The 17,936-nt window shown below is 71.8% G+C and carries 14 protein-coding genes; 8 read left to right on the forward strand and 6 right to left on the reverse strand.

The window, feature by feature from the left end:
- Positions 1-113 precede the first annotated feature (113 nt).
- The 3 genes from K8640_RS24080 to K8640_RS24090 all read left to right on the forward strand — a co-directional run bounded on the left by K8640_RS24080 (position 114) and on the right by K8640_RS24090 (position 4,350).
- The gene (locus K8640_RS24080; RefSeq protein WP_223749193.1) at positions 114-671 is read left to right on the forward strand and encodes an RNA polymerase sigma factor; all 558 of its coding nucleotides are present in this window, start codon (positions 114-116) and stop codon (positions 669-671) included.
- Complete coding sequence (locus tag K8640_RS24085) at positions 668-3,655, forward strand: CHAT domain-containing protein (RefSeq protein ID WP_223749194.1); 2,988 nt, start codon at positions 668-670, stop codon at positions 3,653-3,655. The genes K8640_RS24080 and K8640_RS24085 overlap by 4 nt, the downstream gene beginning before the upstream one ends.
- Positions 3,656-3,741: 86 nt before the next feature.
- Entirely contained in the window at positions 3,742-4,350 is a 609-nt protein-coding gene (locus K8640_RS24090) for a hypothetical protein (protein WP_223749195.1), read from the forward strand.
- Here the strand turns inward: K8640_RS24090 and K8640_RS24095 are convergent.
- From K8640_RS24095 to K8640_RS24105, 3 genes are all read right to left on the reverse strand, one after another.
- The gene (locus K8640_RS24095) at positions 4,344-4,511 is read right to left on the reverse strand and encodes a hypothetical protein (RefSeq protein ID WP_170300435.1); all 168 of its coding nucleotides are present in this window, start codon (positions 4,509-4,511) and stop codon (positions 4,344-4,346) included. The two genes, K8640_RS24090 and K8640_RS24095, sit on opposite strands and share 7 nt — an antisense overlap.
- A gap of 157 nt (positions 4,512-4,668) precedes the next feature.
- Positions 4,669-6,597, reverse strand: coding sequence for a PAS domain S-box protein (locus K8640_RS24100; protein WP_223749196.1), 1,929 nt, complete (start codon positions 6,595-6,597; stop codon positions 4,669-4,671).
- A 154-nt stretch (positions 6,598-6,751) separates the two neighbouring features.
- Entirely contained in the window at positions 6,752-9,385 is a 2,634-nt protein-coding gene (locus K8640_RS24105; RefSeq protein ID WP_223749197.1) for a M1 family aminopeptidase, read from the reverse strand.
- A gap of 136 nt (positions 9,386-9,521) precedes the next feature.
- Here K8640_RS24105 and K8640_RS24110 point away from each other — a divergent pair, with 136 nt between their 5' ends.
- On the forward strand, positions 9,522-10,481 hold the full coding sequence (locus K8640_RS24110) for a J domain-containing protein (protein WP_223749342.1): 960 nt from the start codon (positions 9,522-9,524) through the stop codon (positions 10,479-10,481).
- A gap of 45 nt (positions 10,482-10,526) precedes the next feature.
- Here the strand turns inward: K8640_RS24110 and K8640_RS24115 are convergent, their stop codons facing one another.
- A complete protein-coding gene (locus K8640_RS24115) occupies positions 10,527-11,519 on the reverse strand; it encodes an endonuclease/exonuclease/phosphatase family protein (protein ID WP_223749198.1) in 993 nt (330 codons plus the stop codon).
- Positions 11,520-11,765: 246 nt separating this feature from the next.
- Between K8640_RS24115 and K8640_RS24120 the strand changes: the two genes are divergently transcribed.
- Positions 11,766-12,329 (forward strand): hypothetical protein, encoded by a 564-nt coding sequence (locus K8640_RS24120; protein WP_141329407.1) that lies wholly within the window; start codon positions 11,766-11,768, stop codon positions 12,327-12,329.
- Positions 12,330-12,359: 30 nt separating this feature from the next.
- Here the strand turns inward: K8640_RS24120 and K8640_RS24125 are convergent, their stop codons facing one another.
- Entirely contained in the window at positions 12,360-12,758 is a 399-nt protein-coding gene (locus K8640_RS24125) for a DUF3037 domain-containing protein (protein ID WP_223749199.1), read from the reverse strand.
- Positions 12,736-13,521: a HipA family kinase gene (locus K8640_RS24130; protein WP_223749200.1), complete on the reverse strand. Its 786-nt coding sequence runs from the start codon at positions 13,519-13,521 to the stop codon at positions 12,736-12,738. The genes K8640_RS24125 and K8640_RS24130 overlap by 23 nt, the downstream gene beginning before the upstream one ends.
- A gap of 218 nt (positions 13,522-13,739) precedes the next feature.
- On the opposite strand from K8640_RS24130, the gene K8640_RS24135 reads away from it, so the two are divergent.
- From K8640_RS24135 to K8640_RS24145, 3 genes are all read left to right on the forward strand, one after another.
- Positions 13,740-15,350 (forward strand): S8 family serine peptidase, encoded by a 1,611-nt coding sequence (locus K8640_RS24135; RefSeq protein ID WP_223749201.1) that lies wholly within the window; start codon positions 13,740-13,742, stop codon positions 15,348-15,350.
- A gap of 189 nt (positions 15,351-15,539) precedes the next feature.
- Positions 15,540-15,980, forward strand: a complete 441-nt coding sequence (locus tag K8640_RS24140; RefSeq protein ID WP_223749202.1) for an organic hydroperoxide resistance protein — start codon at positions 15,540-15,542, stop codon at positions 15,978-15,980.
- A gap of 44 nt (positions 15,981-16,024) precedes the next feature.
- On the forward strand, positions 16,025-17,863 hold the full coding sequence (locus tag K8640_RS24145) for a hypothetical protein (protein WP_223749203.1): 1,839 nt from the start codon (positions 16,025-16,027) through the stop codon (positions 17,861-17,863).
- Positions 17,864-17,936: the final 73 nt, after the last annotated feature.

Genomic DNA, 17,936 nt, shown 5'->3' on the forward strand with positions numbered 1-17,936 from the left:
AGGGGCGACCCGCCATGGATGCTTTCGCCCTGCAACCACCTGCCGCACGCGCCCGTCGCCCCCGGTCCCGGGGCTTGACGGCCCATGACGCGCCGGTCCAGCCTGCACCCCGCGTGGATAGCGGGCCTCCCTCAACGCCGACCCTGGACAATCGCTGGTTCTCCGCCTTCGTCCGGACGCACGAGGCGGCGTTGCGCGCCACGGCGCTCCGGCTGTGCGGAAACGCGGCGGAGGCCAACGACCTCCTGCAGGACACCTACGAGCGCGGGTTTCGCAACCTGTCCCGCTACCGCCCCGGCACCGACGGACGCGCGTGGCTGCTCACCATCCTCCACCACATCTTCATCGACAAGTGCCGCTCGAAGACGCGCGAGCGTCGCTCGGACGTGTCGGCGGAGGAGCTGGAGGAGCGCATCGCCGCGCCGGAGCCGGAGGCCGCCCCCGCGTGGGCTTCCATCAGCACGGAGCAGCTGCGCGAGGCCCTGACGCGGATTCCCGAGGAGTTCGCGACGGTGTACCGGCTCCACGCCCTGGAGGGGATGCCCTATCAGGACATCGCCGAGCGTCTGGGGATTCCCAAGGCGACGGTGGGCACGCGCCTCATCCGCGCGCGCCGCAAGCTGAAGGAGCTGTTGATGCCCGGCGCCACCGGCAAGGCGGAGGCGTCATGAGCGCCCCGGAGCCCATGGACCCGCACGACCTGGTGCACGCCTTCGCGGATGGCGAGCTGTCCCAGGAGGAGGCGGAGCAGTTCCGCGAGCACCTGGCCACGTGCGAGGCGTGCCAGGAGGAGCTCGACGACATCCTCCAGCTCCAGGCGCTGGGCACCCGGCTGGGGGCCGAGGAGGCTCGCGAGGCCCCGCGCGACGTCACCGCACCCGTGCCGCAGCAGCCCGTGGCGTCCGCGCCCCCGCGCGCGTTTCGTCCCGCGTGGAGCCGCCGCAAGTGGGTGGCCGCCGCCGCGCTGTCCGGCTCGCTGGCCGCCCTCCTGGTGCTGGTGGCGGTGCGCTCGGGGCCGTCGAGCGTGCGTGACGATTCGCAGCTCTTGGCCCTGGCGCCCACGCGCTCCATGGAGGCGCGGCTGAGCTGGTCCGGCGCCAGCGCGCACCGTCCCTACGGCGTGCTGCGCTCCGGCGACGAGCGCCCGCGCGAGCTGGTGCCGCTGCAGGCGCTGGCGAAGCTGGAGGAGCAGGGAGATTTGCAGGGCCTCGCGGTGGGGCACCTCTTGCGCGGTGAGCGCGAGCAGGCGGCCGACTACCTCCAGCGCGCGCCCGCGTCGCCGGACGTGGACAGCGACAAGGCGGTGGTGGCGCTGACGAAGGGCGAGCTCGAGTCCGCGCTCGTCCTGCTGGACGGTGTGCTGGAGAAGCACCCGCGTCACCCGCAGGCCCTGTGGAACCGCGCGCTCGTGCTGCGCGAGCTGGGCCTGGACGCGCTCGCGGCCGAGGCGTTCGACACCGTCGCCTCGCTGGGCGAGCCCGGCTGGGCCGAGGAGGCGCGGGAGCGCGCCGCGGTGCTGCGCCGTCAGCTGGAGGGACGTCGTGGGGCGTGGGACTCCGCGCAGCAGGCCGGCCGTGCGCTCGCGCTGCAGGGCACCGCGTTCCCGGAGGACGTGGCGCGGGCGGTGCCGGGCACGGCGCGCAACTGGCTCAATATCGCGCTGTGGATCGCGCCCTCCGCCGAGCGGGTGCGCGAGCTCCTGCCGCTGGCGCGGGTGCTGGACGCGCGCTACGGCGGCGACACGGTGGTGGCCTCCGTGGAGCGCGTGGCGGGGCTGGACTTCGCGCGCCGCGCGCCGTTCGCGGCCCGCTTCCGCCAGGTGCTGGAAGGCACCTTCGATGCCGCCTCGCTCGAGCCGCTGGTGAAGGAGCTGTCCGGCTCGCAGCACCAGGACATCCTGCTGGGTGTGCTGCCGCTGGCGGGCGGGCTGCCGGCGCACATCGACGTGTACGAGAAGGTGGCGCGCGCGCTCGGTGACTCGTGGCTGACGCTCAACGCGGAGCGCGAGCGCGCGCTGGCCGAGTACGGCAAGGGAGACCTGGCCGGCGCGGAGGCGCGGCTGTTGCGCGCGGTGGCGGCGTGCGAGGTCGCGAAGGCGGACTACCGCTGCGGCCAGCTGGAGCACCTGCTGGCGCACATCTACAAGGACGAGCACCGGCTGGTGGAGGCGCGCGAGCACGCGCTGGCGGGCCTGGGCTGGGCGCGGCAGACGCAGGAGTGGACGCTGCAGGCGGACCTGCTGCTGGTGCTGGGCGACATGGCGCGCTTCCGCAACGCCTTCGCCCTGACGCGCGCGTACCTGGGTGAGCAGGCCCTGCGAGACCGGGGCTGCGCGGCCGACCGGCACGTGCACGAGAGCCTGGCGTCGCTGCACGTCTTCGCGCTGCGCCCGCAGGCCGCGCGCGAGGAGCTGGAGAAGGCCCCGGTGTGCGACGTGCCCTTCTTCCTCAACGGCGCGTTCGTGCTGGCGGACCTGGCGCGGCTGGACCCGAAGCCGGGCGACGTGGAGAAGGTGCGCGAGGGCCTGGCGAAGCTGGACGCCGCGGGCTGGCTGCGCCCCGGTGAGAAGGTCATGGCCACGCACATCCAGGGCCGCGCCGTCATCGGCTCGGACCGCGCGGAGGGCCAGCGACTGCTGGGGCAGGCCATCGTCGCCGGTGAGCTGCTGGGCGCGGCGGACCCCGTCGCCGCCAAGGCGCGCGCGTACAGCTACTCGTCGCTCATCCTGGACGCGGGCTCCACCGGGGACTGGGCGCGGGCGCTGTCCCTCTTCGCGCAGGAGGCCCGCGTGCCGGCCCCCGAGCGCTGCGCCCTGGGCGTGGAGGTGCACGACGAGCGCACGCTGACCGCCGCGCGCGGACCCACGGGTGAGCTGCTGGGCCACCAGGACGCGAGCCGCCGCTCGCCCGACTTCGACGTGGCCTCGCTGGTGCCCGCCTCCGTCATCGCCGCGCTCAAGCCCTGCGAGCACGTGAGCGTGTTCGCGCGCTACCCCGTGCACGGACAGGCGGGCCTGCTGCCGCCGGACATCGCGTGGAGCTACCACACGGGCACGAAGGTCCAGGCGCCGAAGGTCTCCGCGCCGCGCCCGCTGGTGGTCTACGACGTGGACGCGCCCGCGTCGCTGAACCTGCCCCGGCTGCGCAGCTGGGAGCTGTCCGGCGGGCCGTCTCCGCGCCGCGTGGAGCTGACGGGCGCGGCCGCCACGCCGTCGCGCCTGCTGGCGGAGCTGGCGCAGGCCACCGAGGTGGAGATCCACGCGCACGGCCTGGTGAACCTGGGCGTGTCGGACGCGTCGCTGCTGGTGATGGCGCCGGAGGCGGGCGGCCGCTACGCGCTCACCGCGGGCCAGGTGCGACAGCAGAAGCTGCAGGGCGCGCCGGTGGTGCTGCTCGGCGCGTGTCAGGCGGCCCGGACTGCGCCCTACCTCCACGCGCCGTGGAGCCTCCCCGTGGCCTTCGCCGAGGCGGGCGCGCGCGCCGTCATCGCCTCACCCATCGACATCCCGGACGCCGAGGCCGGGCCCTTCTTCGCGCGGGTCATGGAGCGCATCCGCGCCGGTTCCTCCGCCAGCCTCGCGCTCCGAGACGAAAGGCTGCGCGTGTTGTCCACGCAGCCCGACAGCTGGGTGAAGACGGTCGTCGTCTTCGAGTAGCCCCGTCACCGCCGTCAGTCCCTCACCTCGGCTCGCACGAGCCGAGCACGCTCCACGTGTCTCTTCACACCAAGGAAACCCCGCCCATGAAGACGCTTCGCTCCGCGCTGCTGTGCCTCGTCACTCTGTCCACCTTCGCCGCGTGCGGCGTCGACTCCATCGACCAGGCCTCGCCCGAGACGCTGGAGTCGCTGGGCTCCGTGTCGCAGCAGGCCGTGCTGCCGCCTCCGCCGATTCCCAACTACTGCCCGGGCACCACCATCCCCGGCACGCCGTGGGTCATCCCCACCGCGCCCACGGCGCTGTCCAGCATCCCCAACGGCACGCCGATGTATCCCAACAGCGCCTCGCTGCTCAGCGCGTACACCGTCATCGTCACGGACCCGAACGACGCCAACGCCTTCTACGCCTTCGGCTTCGACGTGCGCGCCCAGCGGCTCATCTTCTGGGTGTCCGGCGCGAAGACGGAGCTGCGCCGCCTCAACAGCCAGCTCGCCACCGACATCACCGTGCTGGAGACGTCCAGCGGCATCGACCTGGGCTTCTCCTGGGGCACCAGCGGCCAGGTCGGCGGTCCGCTCATCCCCCGGCCGGGTGTGGCCGAGGGCGCGTGGAAGGTCGCGTTCAACAACTGGGCGCAGCTCGACAACTATCTCATCAGCCCGCCCGCGCCCGGCACCGCCCCCGTTCAGTGACGCAGCTTCGAGGGGGGAGGCGGATTGAGGGCCAGCACACCCGCCATGTAGCGCGCCTGGCCTTCCGTGGTGCAGCGGACCTCCTGGATGCGCCCCGCCACCTTCACCCGAACCAGCCAACCGTCATTGTCGCGAGTCCAAGCCGGAGTTTCCGTCGTCATGTCCCTGCTCCTCTCGGGTTCGACTTCTCTGGCGGGATGAAAAGCAGCCCTCGTGCCAGCGTCTGAAACACCTGAATCCAGGTGCTGGCTCGCAGCGGATGCACAGTGGTGGACACGGGGGGCTGTAGTTCTTTCGGGAGCGGGGGTGGCGAAAGCTTCAGTGGACGTGGCGCTCCGGCTGGGAAGCGGGCGGGTGAGAGGGGGCTCCCGTCAGCAGGGGCAGGGCGACATGGAAGGTGGAGCCTTCTCCCACCCGGCTCTCCACCCAGATGCGGCCGCCGTGGCGCTCGACGATGTCGCGGCTGATGTACAGGCCCAGGCCCAGCCCGCCGTACGAGCGCGTGGACACGTTGCGCGCGCGGAAGTAGCGCTCGAAGAGCAGCTTCTGCTGGTCCTCGGGGATGCCGATGCCCGGGTCCTTCACCGACAAGAGCGCCAGCTCTCCGCGCGTCTCCAGCTTGACGTGGATGACGCCGCCATCGGGGCTGTACTTGAGGGCGTTCTCCACCAGGTTGGTGACCACCTGCTCCAGCCGGTATGGGTCCGCGAACACCTGCACGTCGTGCTCGGGCCGCTCGTAGCGCAGCTCGTGTCCGCCGCGCTGTGCCTCCATCGCCTGCAGCACGTGCTCCACCAGGCTGTCCAGGCGCGTGGCCTGCGGATGCAGCGCCAGCCGGCCCGCCTCGATGCGGGACGCGTCCAGCAGGTCGTTGATGAGCCCGGTCATGCGCAAGATGTGCTGGCGCGCGTGGCGCAGGGTGGTGGGGTCCACGCTCTCGCCGCGCTCGAGCCTGCGCTCCAGCGTGGCCAGCCGGAGGCTCAGCGGCGTCAGCGGCGTCTTCAGCTCGTGCGAGGCGATGGACAGGAAGTCGTCGCGCACGCGGATGGCCTCACGCGCCTCGCGGTAGAGCCGCTCGCGCTCCTCCTCGGCGAGCCTGCGCTGGGTGATGTCCTCCACCAGCACGCCCACGCCCAACAGGTGTCCGTCCGGCGCGCGCACCGGGTAGCAGCTCCCCGTGAGCAGCCGCCGGGGGCCGGGATGGCCCACGGCCTGGGTGTCCACCTCCTGGCCCACCACGGGCTCGCCGGTGTCCAATACCTGTTGCAGCATGGCCGCCGCGGCGCTGCCGCCCTCACCCAGCACCTCGTAGGGCGTGCGCCCCAGGTGGGCCTCGGGGGGCAGGCCGTTGATGCGCGCCAGCCGCCCGTTGACGCGCACGTAGCGCAGGTTCGTGTCGAGGAAGCCCAGCGCCACGGGCGCGGTCTCGAACAGGGTGATGAGCAGGGCCAGGTTCTCGTCGCGCTGGCGCTCGGCGCGGCGGCGCTCGGAGACGTCCTCGACCAGGCCCACGCCGCCCTCCACCCGGCCCGCGTCGTTGTAGCAGGGCGCGAAGCGGATATGGACGGGCGTCACCTTGTGGCTGGTCACCGCGGCATAGTCCCCCACGTAGTCCGCGCTGTGGCCGGAGAGCGTCTCGCGCACGCACGCCATGAGCTGCTCGTCGCGCAGCGACATCAGGTTGAGCCCCACCACCACGCGCTTGGGGGTACCGACGATGGTGGCCAGCCGCTCGTTGCAGGCGGTGATGATGGGCGTGGTGTCGTAGTGGAAGATGCCCAGGGGGACGTTCTCCACGACGAGGCGGTAGAGGTCGTCGCCGCTGGTCCGCCTGGCCTCACCACCATCGCGAGGCGGCTCCATGGGCTCGCGGATGGTGTCGATGACCTCGTGCAGGCGCCGGAGGCTGAGGACGATGCGCTCGTCCTCTCCCTCGCCGGAGGTGCCCACCGTGAGCTCCACGAGCACCTCCACGCCGTCCTGGCGTCGCGCGAGCACCCTCGTGGGCCGCCCTCCCAGCGCCTGCCTGCGCGAGAGCAGGTATCGCACCAGGCTCTGGTCGCCGTGGTTGAGCCGCTGGGGGAAGAGCTCGGCCACCGGGTGTCCCTGGAGCTCCTCGCGCGTCCAGCCGAGCAGGCGCTCCGCGGCGCGATTGATGAGGTACACGTGCTCATGGGAATCGCAGGCGATCCACGGGTCGACCGCGGCGTCCAGCCAGGCACTGAGCTCCTCGTTGGCTGCGGCCATGTCGTCCCCTGCGCCCGTCGTCGGACGGAAAGACGCGAGCCGCCAACGCGCGCCATGGGCGTGGCCCCTCGAAGGGGCTCATCCCGTGGTGCCTTACAGGTAGCCACGACGGACCTGGGACGCGCCGGTGCGCGGGCCCGGCGCGCCTGGACGCTCAGCGCCGACGCTTGCCGGCGGGAGGCTTGCCCGGCTTCTTGCGCGCGGCGGCCTGCTTGCCTCGCGCGGGCCTCGTGGCACGGGCCTTCGACGCGGGGGGCGGCGGAGGCTTCGCCAGGCAGAGCCCCTCCAGCTTCTCGCGCATCGCGCGCGTGGCCTCCTTCAGCAGGTCCACCTCCTCGCGCAGCGACGCCAGCTCACGCGCCTGGGGCTCGCCCTCGCGCAGCGCTCGCACCGTCTCGCGCGCGGCGCGGCGGGCGCGGGCGTCGCTGAGCGGGGTGCCCTCCAGCGCGGGGATGATGCGCCGGTCTCCCAGGGTCCTTGCTGCCTCGAAGACGCCCATCTGCACGCGGAACATCGGGTCTCTCAGCAGCTCCGCCAGCAAATCTACCGCCTCGCGCTGACGGCCGGCCACCTCCGCCAGCCGGGCCACGGCCTGCGTGGCCGCGCGGCGCAGGAAGGCGGGCTGGCCATACGCGGTGCGCGCCTCCACCAGCGGGAAGGCGGCGGGGTCCTGCGACTCGGCCAGCCCGTCCATGGCGCCCACGGCGATGGCGTCCTGGAAGGACGGGCGCGTGGAGGTGGTCTCCAGCACCGTCAGCGCGTCCGCGGCGCGCAGCTTGCCATAGCTGCGCGCGGCCTCCGCCTCCACGAAGTAGCTGGTGTCTCCGGATTGCAGGAGCGAGCGCAAGAGCGCGATGACCTCCGCGTCGCGGCGGAACTCGCCCAGCGCGGCCACGACGGCGCGGCGCACGCGAGGGTGCTCGGCGCGCAGGCTCGCGAGCAGCCGGGCGCGGGCCTCCGGCGTGCGGATGCGGCCCAGGGCCTTGGCGCACGCGGCGCGGGTGCCCCAGAACAGGCGCGCGTCCGCGAGCGCGGTGCCCAGTGTCTCCACGGCGCGGTGGCCTCCGTCGCGGCCCAGCGCGTGGGCGGCCTCGGTGCGGGCGCGGGACTCGGGCGCGGCGCGCAGCTCCTCCAGCCAGAGGCCCACGGCCTTGTCCACGTCCAGCGTGCCCAGCACGTCGCGGCGCGGGTCCACGCGCACCTGCGAGGGCGCGGTGGGGCAGGGCAGGTGGAAGAAGTGCTCCGCGTCCGTCACGTCCAGCCGATGGCGGGTGTCCCTGCCCTCGACGGTGACGACGACGTCCAGCGGCAGGCGGAACAGGGGCGTGCCCGCGTCGGTGCGCTGCGTCTGGCGCACCTTGAGGCGCAGCCGACCCTCCTCGGCCTCGTGGCGCACCTCCACCTTGAGCTCCGGGTGGCCGGGGGCGAAGACGTACTGGTCGAAGAAGGCGTCCAGGTTGTGGCCGGTGGCCTGCTCGAAGGCGCGCGACAGGTCCACCGTCTCCACCGAGCCGTGCCGGTGGCGCGACACGTAGTGGCGCAGGCCGCGGAAGAACAGCTCGTCGCCCAGGCGGCGGCGCAGCTCGTGGAGGACCAGGCCGCCCTTCTCATAAAGGTGCCGGTCGAAGACATCCAGCGGGGCGTGGAAGCGGCGCGAGACGATGGGCCGCGCGTAGCGCTCCTTCACCTCGCCCAGGTAGGCCTCCAGGTCCGCCTGCCGGTGGTGGTCGGCCTCGTCCTGGCCGTCCGCGCGCTCCTTCCACAGCACCTCGAACCAGGTGGCGAAGCCCTCGTTGAGCCAGCCGTGGGGCCAGTCGCGGCAGGTGAGCAGGTCCCCGAACCACTGGTGCGCCAGCTCGTGGGAGATGAGCGGCTCCGCGTTGTAGTCCGCGTGCGCGCGCGCGTCGTGGAGGACGGAGTCGGTGAGGCTGGTGGCGGTGGTGTTCTCCATGCCGCCGAAGATGAACTCGGTGAGGAACACCTGCGCGTAGCCGCTCCACGGGTAGGGCTCGCCGGTGGCCTCCTGGAACACGCGCACCATCTCCGGGGTGCGGCGCACGCACCGCAGCGCGTCCTCGCGTCGACCGCGCGGGAAGAGGTAGCGCAGCGGGACGGTGCCCGCGGTGTCGGTGAGCTCCTCGAAGTCACCCACCGCGAGCGTGACGAGGTAGGGCGCGTGCGGCTGCTCCATGCGGTAGTGCTGGGTGCGCCGCTGGTCCTGCACGGTGTCGGAGACGAGCACGCCGTTGGAGAGCGCGGTGAGGCCGTCGGGGAAGGTGGCGATGAGCTCCGAGGTGGCCTTCTGCGCGGGCGTGTCCAGGCAGGGGAACCAGTGCCGTGCGTCGGTGTCCTGGTTCTGGGTCCAGGCCTGACGGGGCCGGTCCGGGTAGGCGGCCTCCGGGCCCCAGAAGTAGAGGCCCCGGCGTGGGCGGGCGGTGTAGTGGATGGCCACCTGGGCGGCCTGGCCGGGCGGCAGCGGCGCGGGCAGCTCCACGCGCACGTGCGAGCCGGAGTTGGTGAAGCGCACGGGGCGCTCGTCGACGAGGACGCGCGAGACGTCCAGGTCCACCGCGTCGAAGGTGAGGGTGGACGACAGCCGCACGGCGGACACGCGGGTGGTGCAGACGCCGGTGACGCGGCCTTGCTCGAAGTCGAGCTCCAGTTGGATGCGCACGTGCTCGGCGCGCAGGGGGCGCTCCGCGGCGTAGTGCTCGGTGGCGCCGGGGAGGCTGAAGGCGCGGGACTGGGGGAGGGCGGGCTCGGAGGAGTGACGGTGGCAGCAGCGCATAAGCGGGGATGACTCTTCCGCAAGCGCGCGAAACCGTCGAGCCGGTGTTTCGTCGCACTGTTCCGCCCTGCACCCTCTTGCCGCGCCAGGACATAACGCCTGTCTGGATGGCGCGGGACGGACTACGTTGTCCACCGTGCAGTTCGTCCTCTTCTATTCGGACAAGCGGGTGCGCGAGCAGCTCTTCGCCCATGTGGACGGGACGCGAGGGGTGTTGCTGGTGACGGGCGTGCGTCATGGGGCGGCCATGCGCTCGCCCGAGCTGCGCGAGCCCTTCGCCACGCTGGAGTTCCTCCACGGCCGCGTGTTGACGCAGGTGCTGGTGGCGGACGAGGGCACCCCGGACGGCATGTGGCGGGACCCGCTGGGAGACCTGGGCGACAGGCTGCACCCCGACAGCAAGGATGACGCGTACGCCGTCACCACGGGCTACCTGCTGCTGGTGGATGGCCAGCCGCGCCAGGTGGTGCGCAAGCACGGCCTGCCCGCCGAGGACCTGTGGTTCCTGGAGGACGCGCTGAGCCGGCTGGAGCCGCGCATCCCCGCGCCGGACCCCGCGCGCCGCCCGGGGAAGAGGCGCCCGGAGCCCGCGCCTCGCGCACCGCGTCGTCCCGCCAGCACCGGCGCGGCCCGGGAGCCCGAGGAGGCGGGGGGGCGCCGTGCGCGGGACGAGGAGCGGGAGGGCGGCGAGAGTCCGGGGCGTCGCTCCCGAGGCGCCTGGAGCGGTGACGACGAGCAGGTCGGAGGCGAGCATCCGGGTCGTCGCTCGCGAGGCGCCTGGGGCGGTGACGACGAGCAGGTCGGAGGCGAGCATCGCGCACGCGGGGCCCGGAGTCCTCGCGACCCGGAGGCCACGCCGCCCCGGGGCACCCGGGTACGCAGCGAGGCCCCCGCGCGCAAGGACGCATGGGAGGTGCTGGGGCTCGAGCGGGGCGTGTCGCGGGACGAGGCGCGCAAGGCGTTCCGCGCGCTCATCGCTGGCTACCACCCGGACAAGGTGGCGCACCTGGCGCCGGAGTTCCGCGAGCTGGCGGAGCGCCGCACGCGCGAACTCCTGGAGGCGTGGGAGACCGTGGAGCAGGAGCTCGGGTCGTAGCGGCGCGCCGCGGCCGCCCCTGTCATCCGGGCACGGGCCGCACGGTCAGCCCACGCTCGGCACCCCGGGCACGGGCAGCGTGACGGGGAGCGCCTCCAGCGCGAAGCGCGCGACGATGGGCATGTGGTCCGACAGCCCGTGGAAGCGGCTCTTCAAGTCCCCGAACGGGTGGGTCTCCTCGGTGTCGAGCCAGCGCACGCCCCCGCCGGAGAACATGTGGTCCAGGTGCATGCGCATGTGCATGAAGCCCGCGGTGGGGAAGCCCCGCGACACGCTCGGGTCAATCTGTCCCACGGCGGCCTGGGCGCACGTGAAGGAGACATCCCCGGTGAGGTAGCGGAACACCGGGGACGACGGCGGCGAGTTGAAGTCCCCGCAGACGATGAACGGCTCGTCGGCGCGGAGGCTGCCCACGAACTCCGCCAGCTTGCGCGCCTCGTGGAGCTGGTTCACGCCGCAGCCCATCTTGTCCTTGGTGGACCAGAACTCGCGCGCGAAGGGCGTGGGCAGGCTCAGGTGGGTGTTGAAGACGTGGAAGGGGCGCCCGTCCTCGCGGCGCAGCAGGCGCATGTGCGCGCAGATGCGGCTCTGCTTGCGGTCCTTGAGCCGCTGCACGTGGTGGTGGGTGATGGACATGGGCGCGTCCACGTTGTGCTTGTCCACCTGGAGGGTGCGCTTGTTGACGAGCACCGCCAGCCCCGTGGTGTAGAGCGACACCTCGCCCAGCTTGTAGTGGTGCGCGCGGAAGTAGAACGCCTCGTAGGGCATGTCGCGCCCCTGCGCGGCGAACGTCTCCTCCATGCGCCCCATGAAGGCCATCAGCTGCGTCTCGCCGGGCAGCTTGGGGCGGTGGGCGATGGTGCTGCGCAGCGAGGTGGTCTCCACCTCCTGCAGGCACACCACGTCCGGCAGCGGGTCCAGTCCGGCCAGCGCGAAGGCCACCCGGCGCTTGGGGCCCACGGTGCTCGCCAGGCCCCGGAGCATGTGGCCGAAGTAGCGGACGTTGTACGTGACGATTCGAAGCGAAGAGTCGGGCATACGAGGTCCGTGCCCGTCCCGGGCACGCCGCAAAGCTACTCATCCGCCCGCCCGCGCGCCCCCGATTCCTCACCTGCCGGACAGTTGACAGACGGTCGTCCCCGGTCGGGAAGCTCGCGCCGGCCCGTGGGTTCCCTCGCCCTGGGGGCCATGCTTTCCTGGTCGGGAGGAAGGCGCCCGCCTGCCCGGTGGGGTGGCGGACGCCCAGGGCCGGCGAGGGTGGTCTCCCGTGGAACTGGAGGGTCGATGAACGCGATGGGATGGGCGGCGCCGCTGGTGCTGCTGGTGGCGGGCTGTGGCGGCTTCGAGCAGGAGACGTATGACGTGGAGCTGGACGCGGCCCAGGCGGCCGCCGTGCCCTACTCGTGCACCGACAAGACGGCGAAGGAGCCGGTGGCGGTGCCGGGCATCGGCGGCGTCTCCGGCCTGGCGCTCCAGCAGCGCTGGACGGTGCGCGCCGAGGAGTACGGCGCCACGAGCATCGAGGTGCCCGACGTCTCCTTCACGCTGCACCGGGGCGACGTGGCGACGCTCGACGAGGACGACGCCCCGGACATCCTCCAGGGCACGCGCTCCGATGAGGGGCCGTTCCAATACGTGGACATCCGCTCCATCCCGTCGACAGTGGCCGGCGAGTCGAACATCGTCTACGTGCTGCGCTTCTACATCGCCAACGACTCGCTGGAGGACGACGACATCGAGGGCTTCATCGACGTGCGACGCACCTCGTTCGAGGGCCTGGGCATCGACGCGAGGGAGCTCGAGGAGTGCACGTACAAGGTCCGCCTCGCCGGTCGCCGGGTGAAGTGAGCCCGGGGCGCGAGGGCCCCGGGCCCGGCCTCACGGCGCGCGCTTGAGGCGCACCACGGTGTCGAGCAGGTGCTCCAGCGCGGCCTGGGGCTCCAGGCTCAGCCCCGAGTGCACCGGCCCCGTCTGGAGCATGGTGCTGCGCGGCGCCACGAGCCAGTGCCAGCGCTCCTTCTGCGGCAGCTGGCCGATGGGGCCCGCGCCCTTGCCGCCCACGCAGACGCGCTGGAAGCTGTCCAGGTGGCAGCGCACCGTCTCCAGGTCGATGTCGGGCGCGAGCGCCTTCAAGCGCGCCTCGTCCACCTCCACGCGCGCGCCCAGGAAGCGCTGCGTGGTGCAGAAGAGGACGACGCCCACGTTGATGAACTCCTCGCGCTCCACGCGCGGGACGACGCGGATGATGGCGTAGTCAAACGAGCTGTGCGCGGGCACGGGCCGCCTCCTCGATGAAGGCCGGCAGGGCCTGGACGCGCTTGCACAGCCAGCTCACGTAGGCGGCGCGGTGCGCCTCCACGGTGGGGAAGGGGGACTCGGCCGCCTTCAGCCAGCCCTCCGGAATCCCCGCCACGGTGGTCTCCATCAGCGCCCGCGTGAAGTGCGTGGACAGCAGCGCCTGGGCCTGGGGGAGCTGGCTGGCCCACGGCAGCAGCACGTGGTCCTTGATGGGCGCGAAGCGGCTCTGGCTGCGCTCCTCCCAGTCCTCCCACGCGTGGTGGAAGTAGAGCGACGCGCCATGGTCGATGAGCCACAGCTCCCGGTGCCAGCACAGGAGGTTGGGGTTCTTCGGCGTGCGGTCCACGTTGGTGATGAACGCGTCAAACGCCACCAGCGACGACGCCACGTCCACCTTCGGCGCCGGCCCCGCCACCGGGTCGAACGTCACCGAGCCGGGCAGGTAGTCCAGCGCCAGGTTCAGCCCCGCGCTCGCCTTGAGCAGCTCGCGAATCTCGCTGTCCGGCTCGTTGCGGCCCAGCGCCGGGTCCAGCTCCACCAGCACCAGCTCCGGCACGCGCAGCCCCGCGGTCCGGGCCAGCTCCGCGGCGATGTACTCCGCGATGAGCGCCTTGGCCCCCTGGCCCGCCCCCCGGAACTTCACGACATACAGCCCCGCGTCGTCCGCCTCGACGATGGCGGGCAGCGAGCCCCCCTCTCGCAGGGGCGTCACGTAGCGCGTGGCGACGATGGTCCTCGGCATCCTTCCCGTCCTCGCCCCACGCCGCGTCCGGGCCAGGGCCTGGGGCCAAACCCCCGGAAGGAGGGGCCCGGCCGCGCTCTACCACGCCTGACGCGCCTGCCCACCCGCCAAGGGGGTTCACTTCAGGTGGAAAAAGCAGCCCTCCAGGAAACTGATCCTGACGAGCTGCGACAATCAGGGACAGTCGTTGATTCCGCTTCCCCCCCGGAGCCGCCAACATGACCGTCACCCGCAAGCCCCTGTCGCTCCCGTCGCCCACCACCCGTACCGGGGAGGCTGCTCGTCCGGAGGCGCCCGCGACGCCCGCCGCGGAGCGCGTGGTGGCCCGGCCCGGCAAGAACGGCACGGACGGCTTCGAGTCGGCCAAGTCGGCGCGGCCCTCGAACTTCGTGGACCGTCCCACCGGTCACCGCCCGGACCCGAACGCCCCGGTGCTGCCGGCCACGGCGTTCGCCTTCGGCCCGAGCAAGGCCACGCTGGCCGGCCGTGACACCTCCACGCCGGTGACGCTGACGGCGTCCGCCACGCCCAACGCGGCGGTCAAGGACCTGGCGACGGTGACGTCCACGGTGAGCTTCGACAAGGACGTCTCGCTCGACTCGCTGAAGCTGAACCTGGACCTGGCGCACTCGTACCGGGGCGACCTGGTGGTGAAGGTGACCAGCCCGTCCGGCAAGACGGCGACGGTGTCCAACCGTCAGGGTGGCAGCGCGGACGACGTGAAGGGCTCGTTCGACCTGAGCACCACGTTCAAGGGCGAGTCGGCCAAGGGCACCTGGACGCTGTCCGTCGAGGACAAGGCGCGCGCGGACACGGGCACGCTGAAGAGCTGGGGCCTGGAGGCCACGGGCAAGGCGCCGGGCACGGACCCGGTGGACCCCAAGCCCCCGCGCCCCACGGGTGACCCGGTCATCGCGGTGTTCGACGGCGGCGTGGACTTCAAGCACAGCGACCTCGACAGCGCGATGTGGACGAACCCGAACGAGATTGCCGGCGACGGAATCGACAACGACGGCAACGGCGTGAAGGACGACATCCACGGCTACAACGTCGGCTTCAACAGCGGCGACGTGATGAAGGGCCAGGGTACGGACCACGGCACGCACGTGGCGGGCATCATCGCGGCCGAGGACAACGGCGAGGGCAACACGGGCATCGCCGCCGGCAAGGCGAAGGTGATGAGCATCGGCGGCCTGTACGACGGCGCGGACCTGCTCACCAACTTCGAGCGCGGCGTGGACTACATCGTCAACATGAAGGAGAACCACGGCGTCAACGTGCGCGCGCTCAACGCGAGCTTCGGTGACGAGTACCGCGACGCGGCCTCGCAGGCGCGCTGGAAGGCCGCCGTGCAGAAGCTGGCGGACGCGGACATCCTGCTGGTCGCGGCCACGGCCAACGGCAACGGCAGCAACATGAACAACGTGCAGGACTTCCCGGCCAACATCGACCTGCCCAACGTCATCACCGTGGCGGCCATGGACCAGCGCAACGACAAGCTGGCGCGCTTCTCCTCGCACGGCGACAAGGTGGTGGAGCTGGCCGCGGTGGGCGAGAACGTCCTGAGCACCGTGCCCGGCGGCGACTGGGAGAAGATGAGCGGCACGTCCATGGCCACCCCCACGGTGGCGGGCGCCGCGGCCCTGATGTTCGCCGCGAACCCGGACCTGACGGCCGCCCAGGTGCGCGACCTGCTGGTGCAGACGGTGGAACTCGACCCGGACCTCAAGGGCAAGGTCAGCACGGGCGGCAAGCTGGACATCGCCGCCGCCGTGAAGGCCGCCGAGGAGTTCGTCACCACGCCCCCCGCGACCGTCGCGGGCCGCTGAATCGCCCACGGGCCCGGACGTCCTCCGGGCCCTGAGCGGTCGGGTGGGTGGATATCCGGCCCCTGTCTTCCGCGGGTTTCGCGGTGGCAGGGGCCTCTTTTCGGCCCGAATTGATTGCGCGCGATTGAATTGCGCCCTAGATAAAGGGGGTCGGAAAGAAGCGACCCTGAACTTCCAGGAGAACAAGCCATGGCTCCCGTCACGATTTCGCCGCTGTACACCGCCCACGCCACCGCCCACGGAGGCCGGTCGGGCAAGGTCCAGTCCTCGGACCAGGTCATTGATTTGCCGCTGGCGATGCCGAAGGAGCTGGGCGGCGCGGGTGGGGCGGCGACGAACCCGGAGCAGCTGTTCGCGGCGGGGTATTCCTCGTGCTTCGAGAGCGCGCTGCGGTTGGTGGCGGGCAAGGCGGGCAGGAAGCTGGGGCCCGAGGTGGGCATCACCGCGTCGGTGACGATTGGGAAGACGCCGGACGGGGGCTTCGGGCTGGCGGTGGAGCTGAAGGGCATCCTGCCGGGCATCCCCCGTGACGAGGCGGAGAAGCTGATGCACGCGGCGCACGAGGTGTGCCCGTACTCGCGCGCCACGCGCGGCAACATCGACGTGAAGCTCTCCGTCGCGGAGCAGTGAGCGAACAGCCGTTCAGGCCTGCGAGGGAGTTGGTATGGGGAGGAATGTCGAACTCCTCCCTGTCCGCTCCCTCGCCTCGCGCATCCCTGTCCCTCGTCGCCCGTGAGAAGGGGGCGGTACGCGCCTGGTCCTTCGAGCGGGCTGGAGCGGCGGTGACGTTCCGAGAGGGCCCGCTCGGTGGGAAGTCGAAGCAGACCGAGAAGACGTTCGAGACCGAGGCCGAGGCGATGGCCTTCTGCGAGAAGAGCCTGCGCGCGAAGGTGGAGAAGGGGTACTTCGCCTCGGAGCTGGGCTTTCGCGCCGTGCCTGTCGAGCAGGTGCGCGCCGAGCTGAAGGTCGCGGGCGACGCCGAGGGCCGGGTGCTGGTGCATGACGGTGACCTCGTCATTCCGCACGACCTCATCCTGGACGACGGGTTCGGGTTGCTGGCGCCGGAGCAGGACGCGCAGGCCCCGTTGGTGGGGCTGTGGGTGCGCGGCGCGCTCACCGTCGAGGGCTGCCTGCTCAACTTCGAGGACGACACGGGGCCCTTCCTGCAGGTGGGAGGCGCGCTGGTCGCCCGGGGTATCGGCGTGGGTGGCTCCCAGGTCCGGGTCGATGGGAGCGTCCGTACGGGCGAGCTCATCGGCGTCTACAACCACGGGCTCGTCGATGTGGGCGGCGACCTGGACGCGCGCATCGTGGCGACCGAGCACACGGTGAGCGTGGCGGGGACGCTGAACGCGATGCGCTTCCTGGGGTGGGGCGCGAGTGTGTTCCGAGTGGTGGACGGTGTGGAGGAGGTGAGTGACCCGCATGAGGCCTCGGGTGTCTTCGTGGCGGGGGTGCTCAAGAAGCCGGAGGGGCAGGTGGACCTGTCGCTCGCGCGCAAGCGGCTGGCGGAGGGGAAGCCGAACCTGCTCGAGGCGCCGGTGAGTGTCCGCGCCGAGTTCCGCAAGCAGATGGCGAAGAAGCTGGAGGCGCCGGAGAAGCTCAAGAGCCTGGTGCTGAGCCGGAAGAACCTCCGCGTCCTGCCGGCGGAGTTGTTCCAGTTCCGTCGGTTGGAGACGCTGGACCTGTCGGGGAACAAGCTGCGCAGGCTGCCCGAGGAGCTGGGGTTGCTGACGGAGCTGCGAGAGCTCCGGCTGGGAGGCAACGGGCTGCAGGAACTGCCGGAGTCGGTGGGGGAGTTGGGGAAGCTCGTCCACCTGGACCTGGAGGCGAACTGCCTCTGGCGGCTGCCGGAGTCCCTGGCGCGCTGCACGGAGCTGCGCAGCATCAACCTCATCAACAATCCCTACTCATACGTGCGCGCCTCGTTCGGGAGCTGGCGGCAGGTGAAGGTGCTGCGGGACTTCCCCGAGGTGCTCACACGGTTGCCGAAGCTGGAGGTGGTGGAGTTCAACGGGACCTTCCTGCGCGCGTTGCCGACGCGGACCTTCGACAGTCGGGGCTTGCAGCGGGTGAGCATCAAGGACTCGCTCATCACGGAGGTGGACAAGGCGTTGCATCCGTTGGTCGAGGTCGACCTGGAGGCCGCGAAGAAGACGGCGGCGGACTTCGTGCGCTTCTGGTTCGCGCACGACTCCGTGCACCTGGAGGACTTCTATGACGCGAAGACGCGGACGTATGACTTCGCGGACGTCATCGCGCTGGTCCACATGCTGGTCGAGAGCGCCCTACCTGTCACCGCGGCGTACGAGGGGGTGCTGGCGACGTGGAAGGACCAGGTTGAACGTGTGGGCCACGTCATCGACCGGGCCGAGCGGAACCCGGAGCACTCGCGCGCGCTGTTCGGCGCGCTCCGGGATTCCCTCGACACGGTGGGCAAGACCACGGGGGCGAACGTGCTCGTGGATGGGCTGCGTGGGCTGTTCGACGAGCGAGCGCGCGCGGGGGGGTAGAGCCCGGCACGCTCCGTGTCGCGGGGGACACGCTGTGCCATGAAGGACATACGGGTTTTCCCTTAAGGACGCG

This window comes from Myxococcus sp. XM-1-1-1, assembly GCF_020037095.1.
GTDB lineage: Bacteria > Myxococcota > Myxococcia > Myxococcales > Myxococcaceae > Myxococcus > Myxococcus fulvus.

Excerpts from the sequence above, each read along its gene's own strand:
- K8640_RS24085 (WP_223749194.1), top strand. The coding sequence starts at position 668 with ATGAGCGCCCCGGAGCCCATGGACCCGCACGACCTGGTGCACGCCTTC.
- K8640_RS24090 (WP_223749195.1), top strand. The coding sequence starts at position 3,742 with ATGAAGACGCTTCGCTCCGCGCTGCTGTGCCTCGTCACTCTGTCCACC.
- K8640_RS24095 (WP_170300435.1), bottom strand. The coding sequence starts at position 4,511 with ATGACGACGGAAACTCCGGCTTGGACTCGCGACAATGACGGTTGGCTG.
- K8640_RS24100 (WP_223749196.1), bottom strand. The coding sequence starts at position 6,597 with ATGGCCGCAGCCAACGAGGAGCTCAGTGCCTGGCTGGACGCCGCGGTC.
- K8640_RS24105 (WP_223749197.1), bottom strand. The coding sequence starts at position 9,385 with ATGCGCTGCTGCCACCGTCACTCCTCCGAGCCCGCCCTCCCCCAGTCC.
- K8640_RS24115 (WP_223749198.1), bottom strand. The coding sequence starts at position 11,519 with ATGCCCGACTCTTCGCTTCGAATCGTCACGTACAACGTCCGCTACTTC.
- K8640_RS24120 (WP_141329407.1), top strand. The coding sequence starts at position 11,766 with ATGAACGCGATGGGATGGGCGGCGCCGCTGGTGCTGCTGGTGGCGGGC.
- K8640_RS24130 (WP_223749200.1), bottom strand. The coding sequence starts at position 13,521 with ATGCCGAGGACCATCGTCGCCACGCGCTACGTGACGCCCCTGCGAGAG.
- K8640_RS24135 (WP_223749201.1), top strand. The coding sequence starts at position 13,740 with ATGACCGTCACCCGCAAGCCCCTGTCGCTCCCGTCGCCCACCACCCGT.
- K8640_RS24140 (WP_223749202.1), top strand. The coding sequence starts at position 15,540 with ATGGCTCCCGTCACGATTTCGCCGCTGTACACCGCCCACGCCACCGCC.
- K8640_RS24145 (WP_223749203.1), top strand. The coding sequence starts at position 16,025 with ATGTCGAACTCCTCCCTGTCCGCTCCCTCGCCTCGCGCATCCCTGTCC.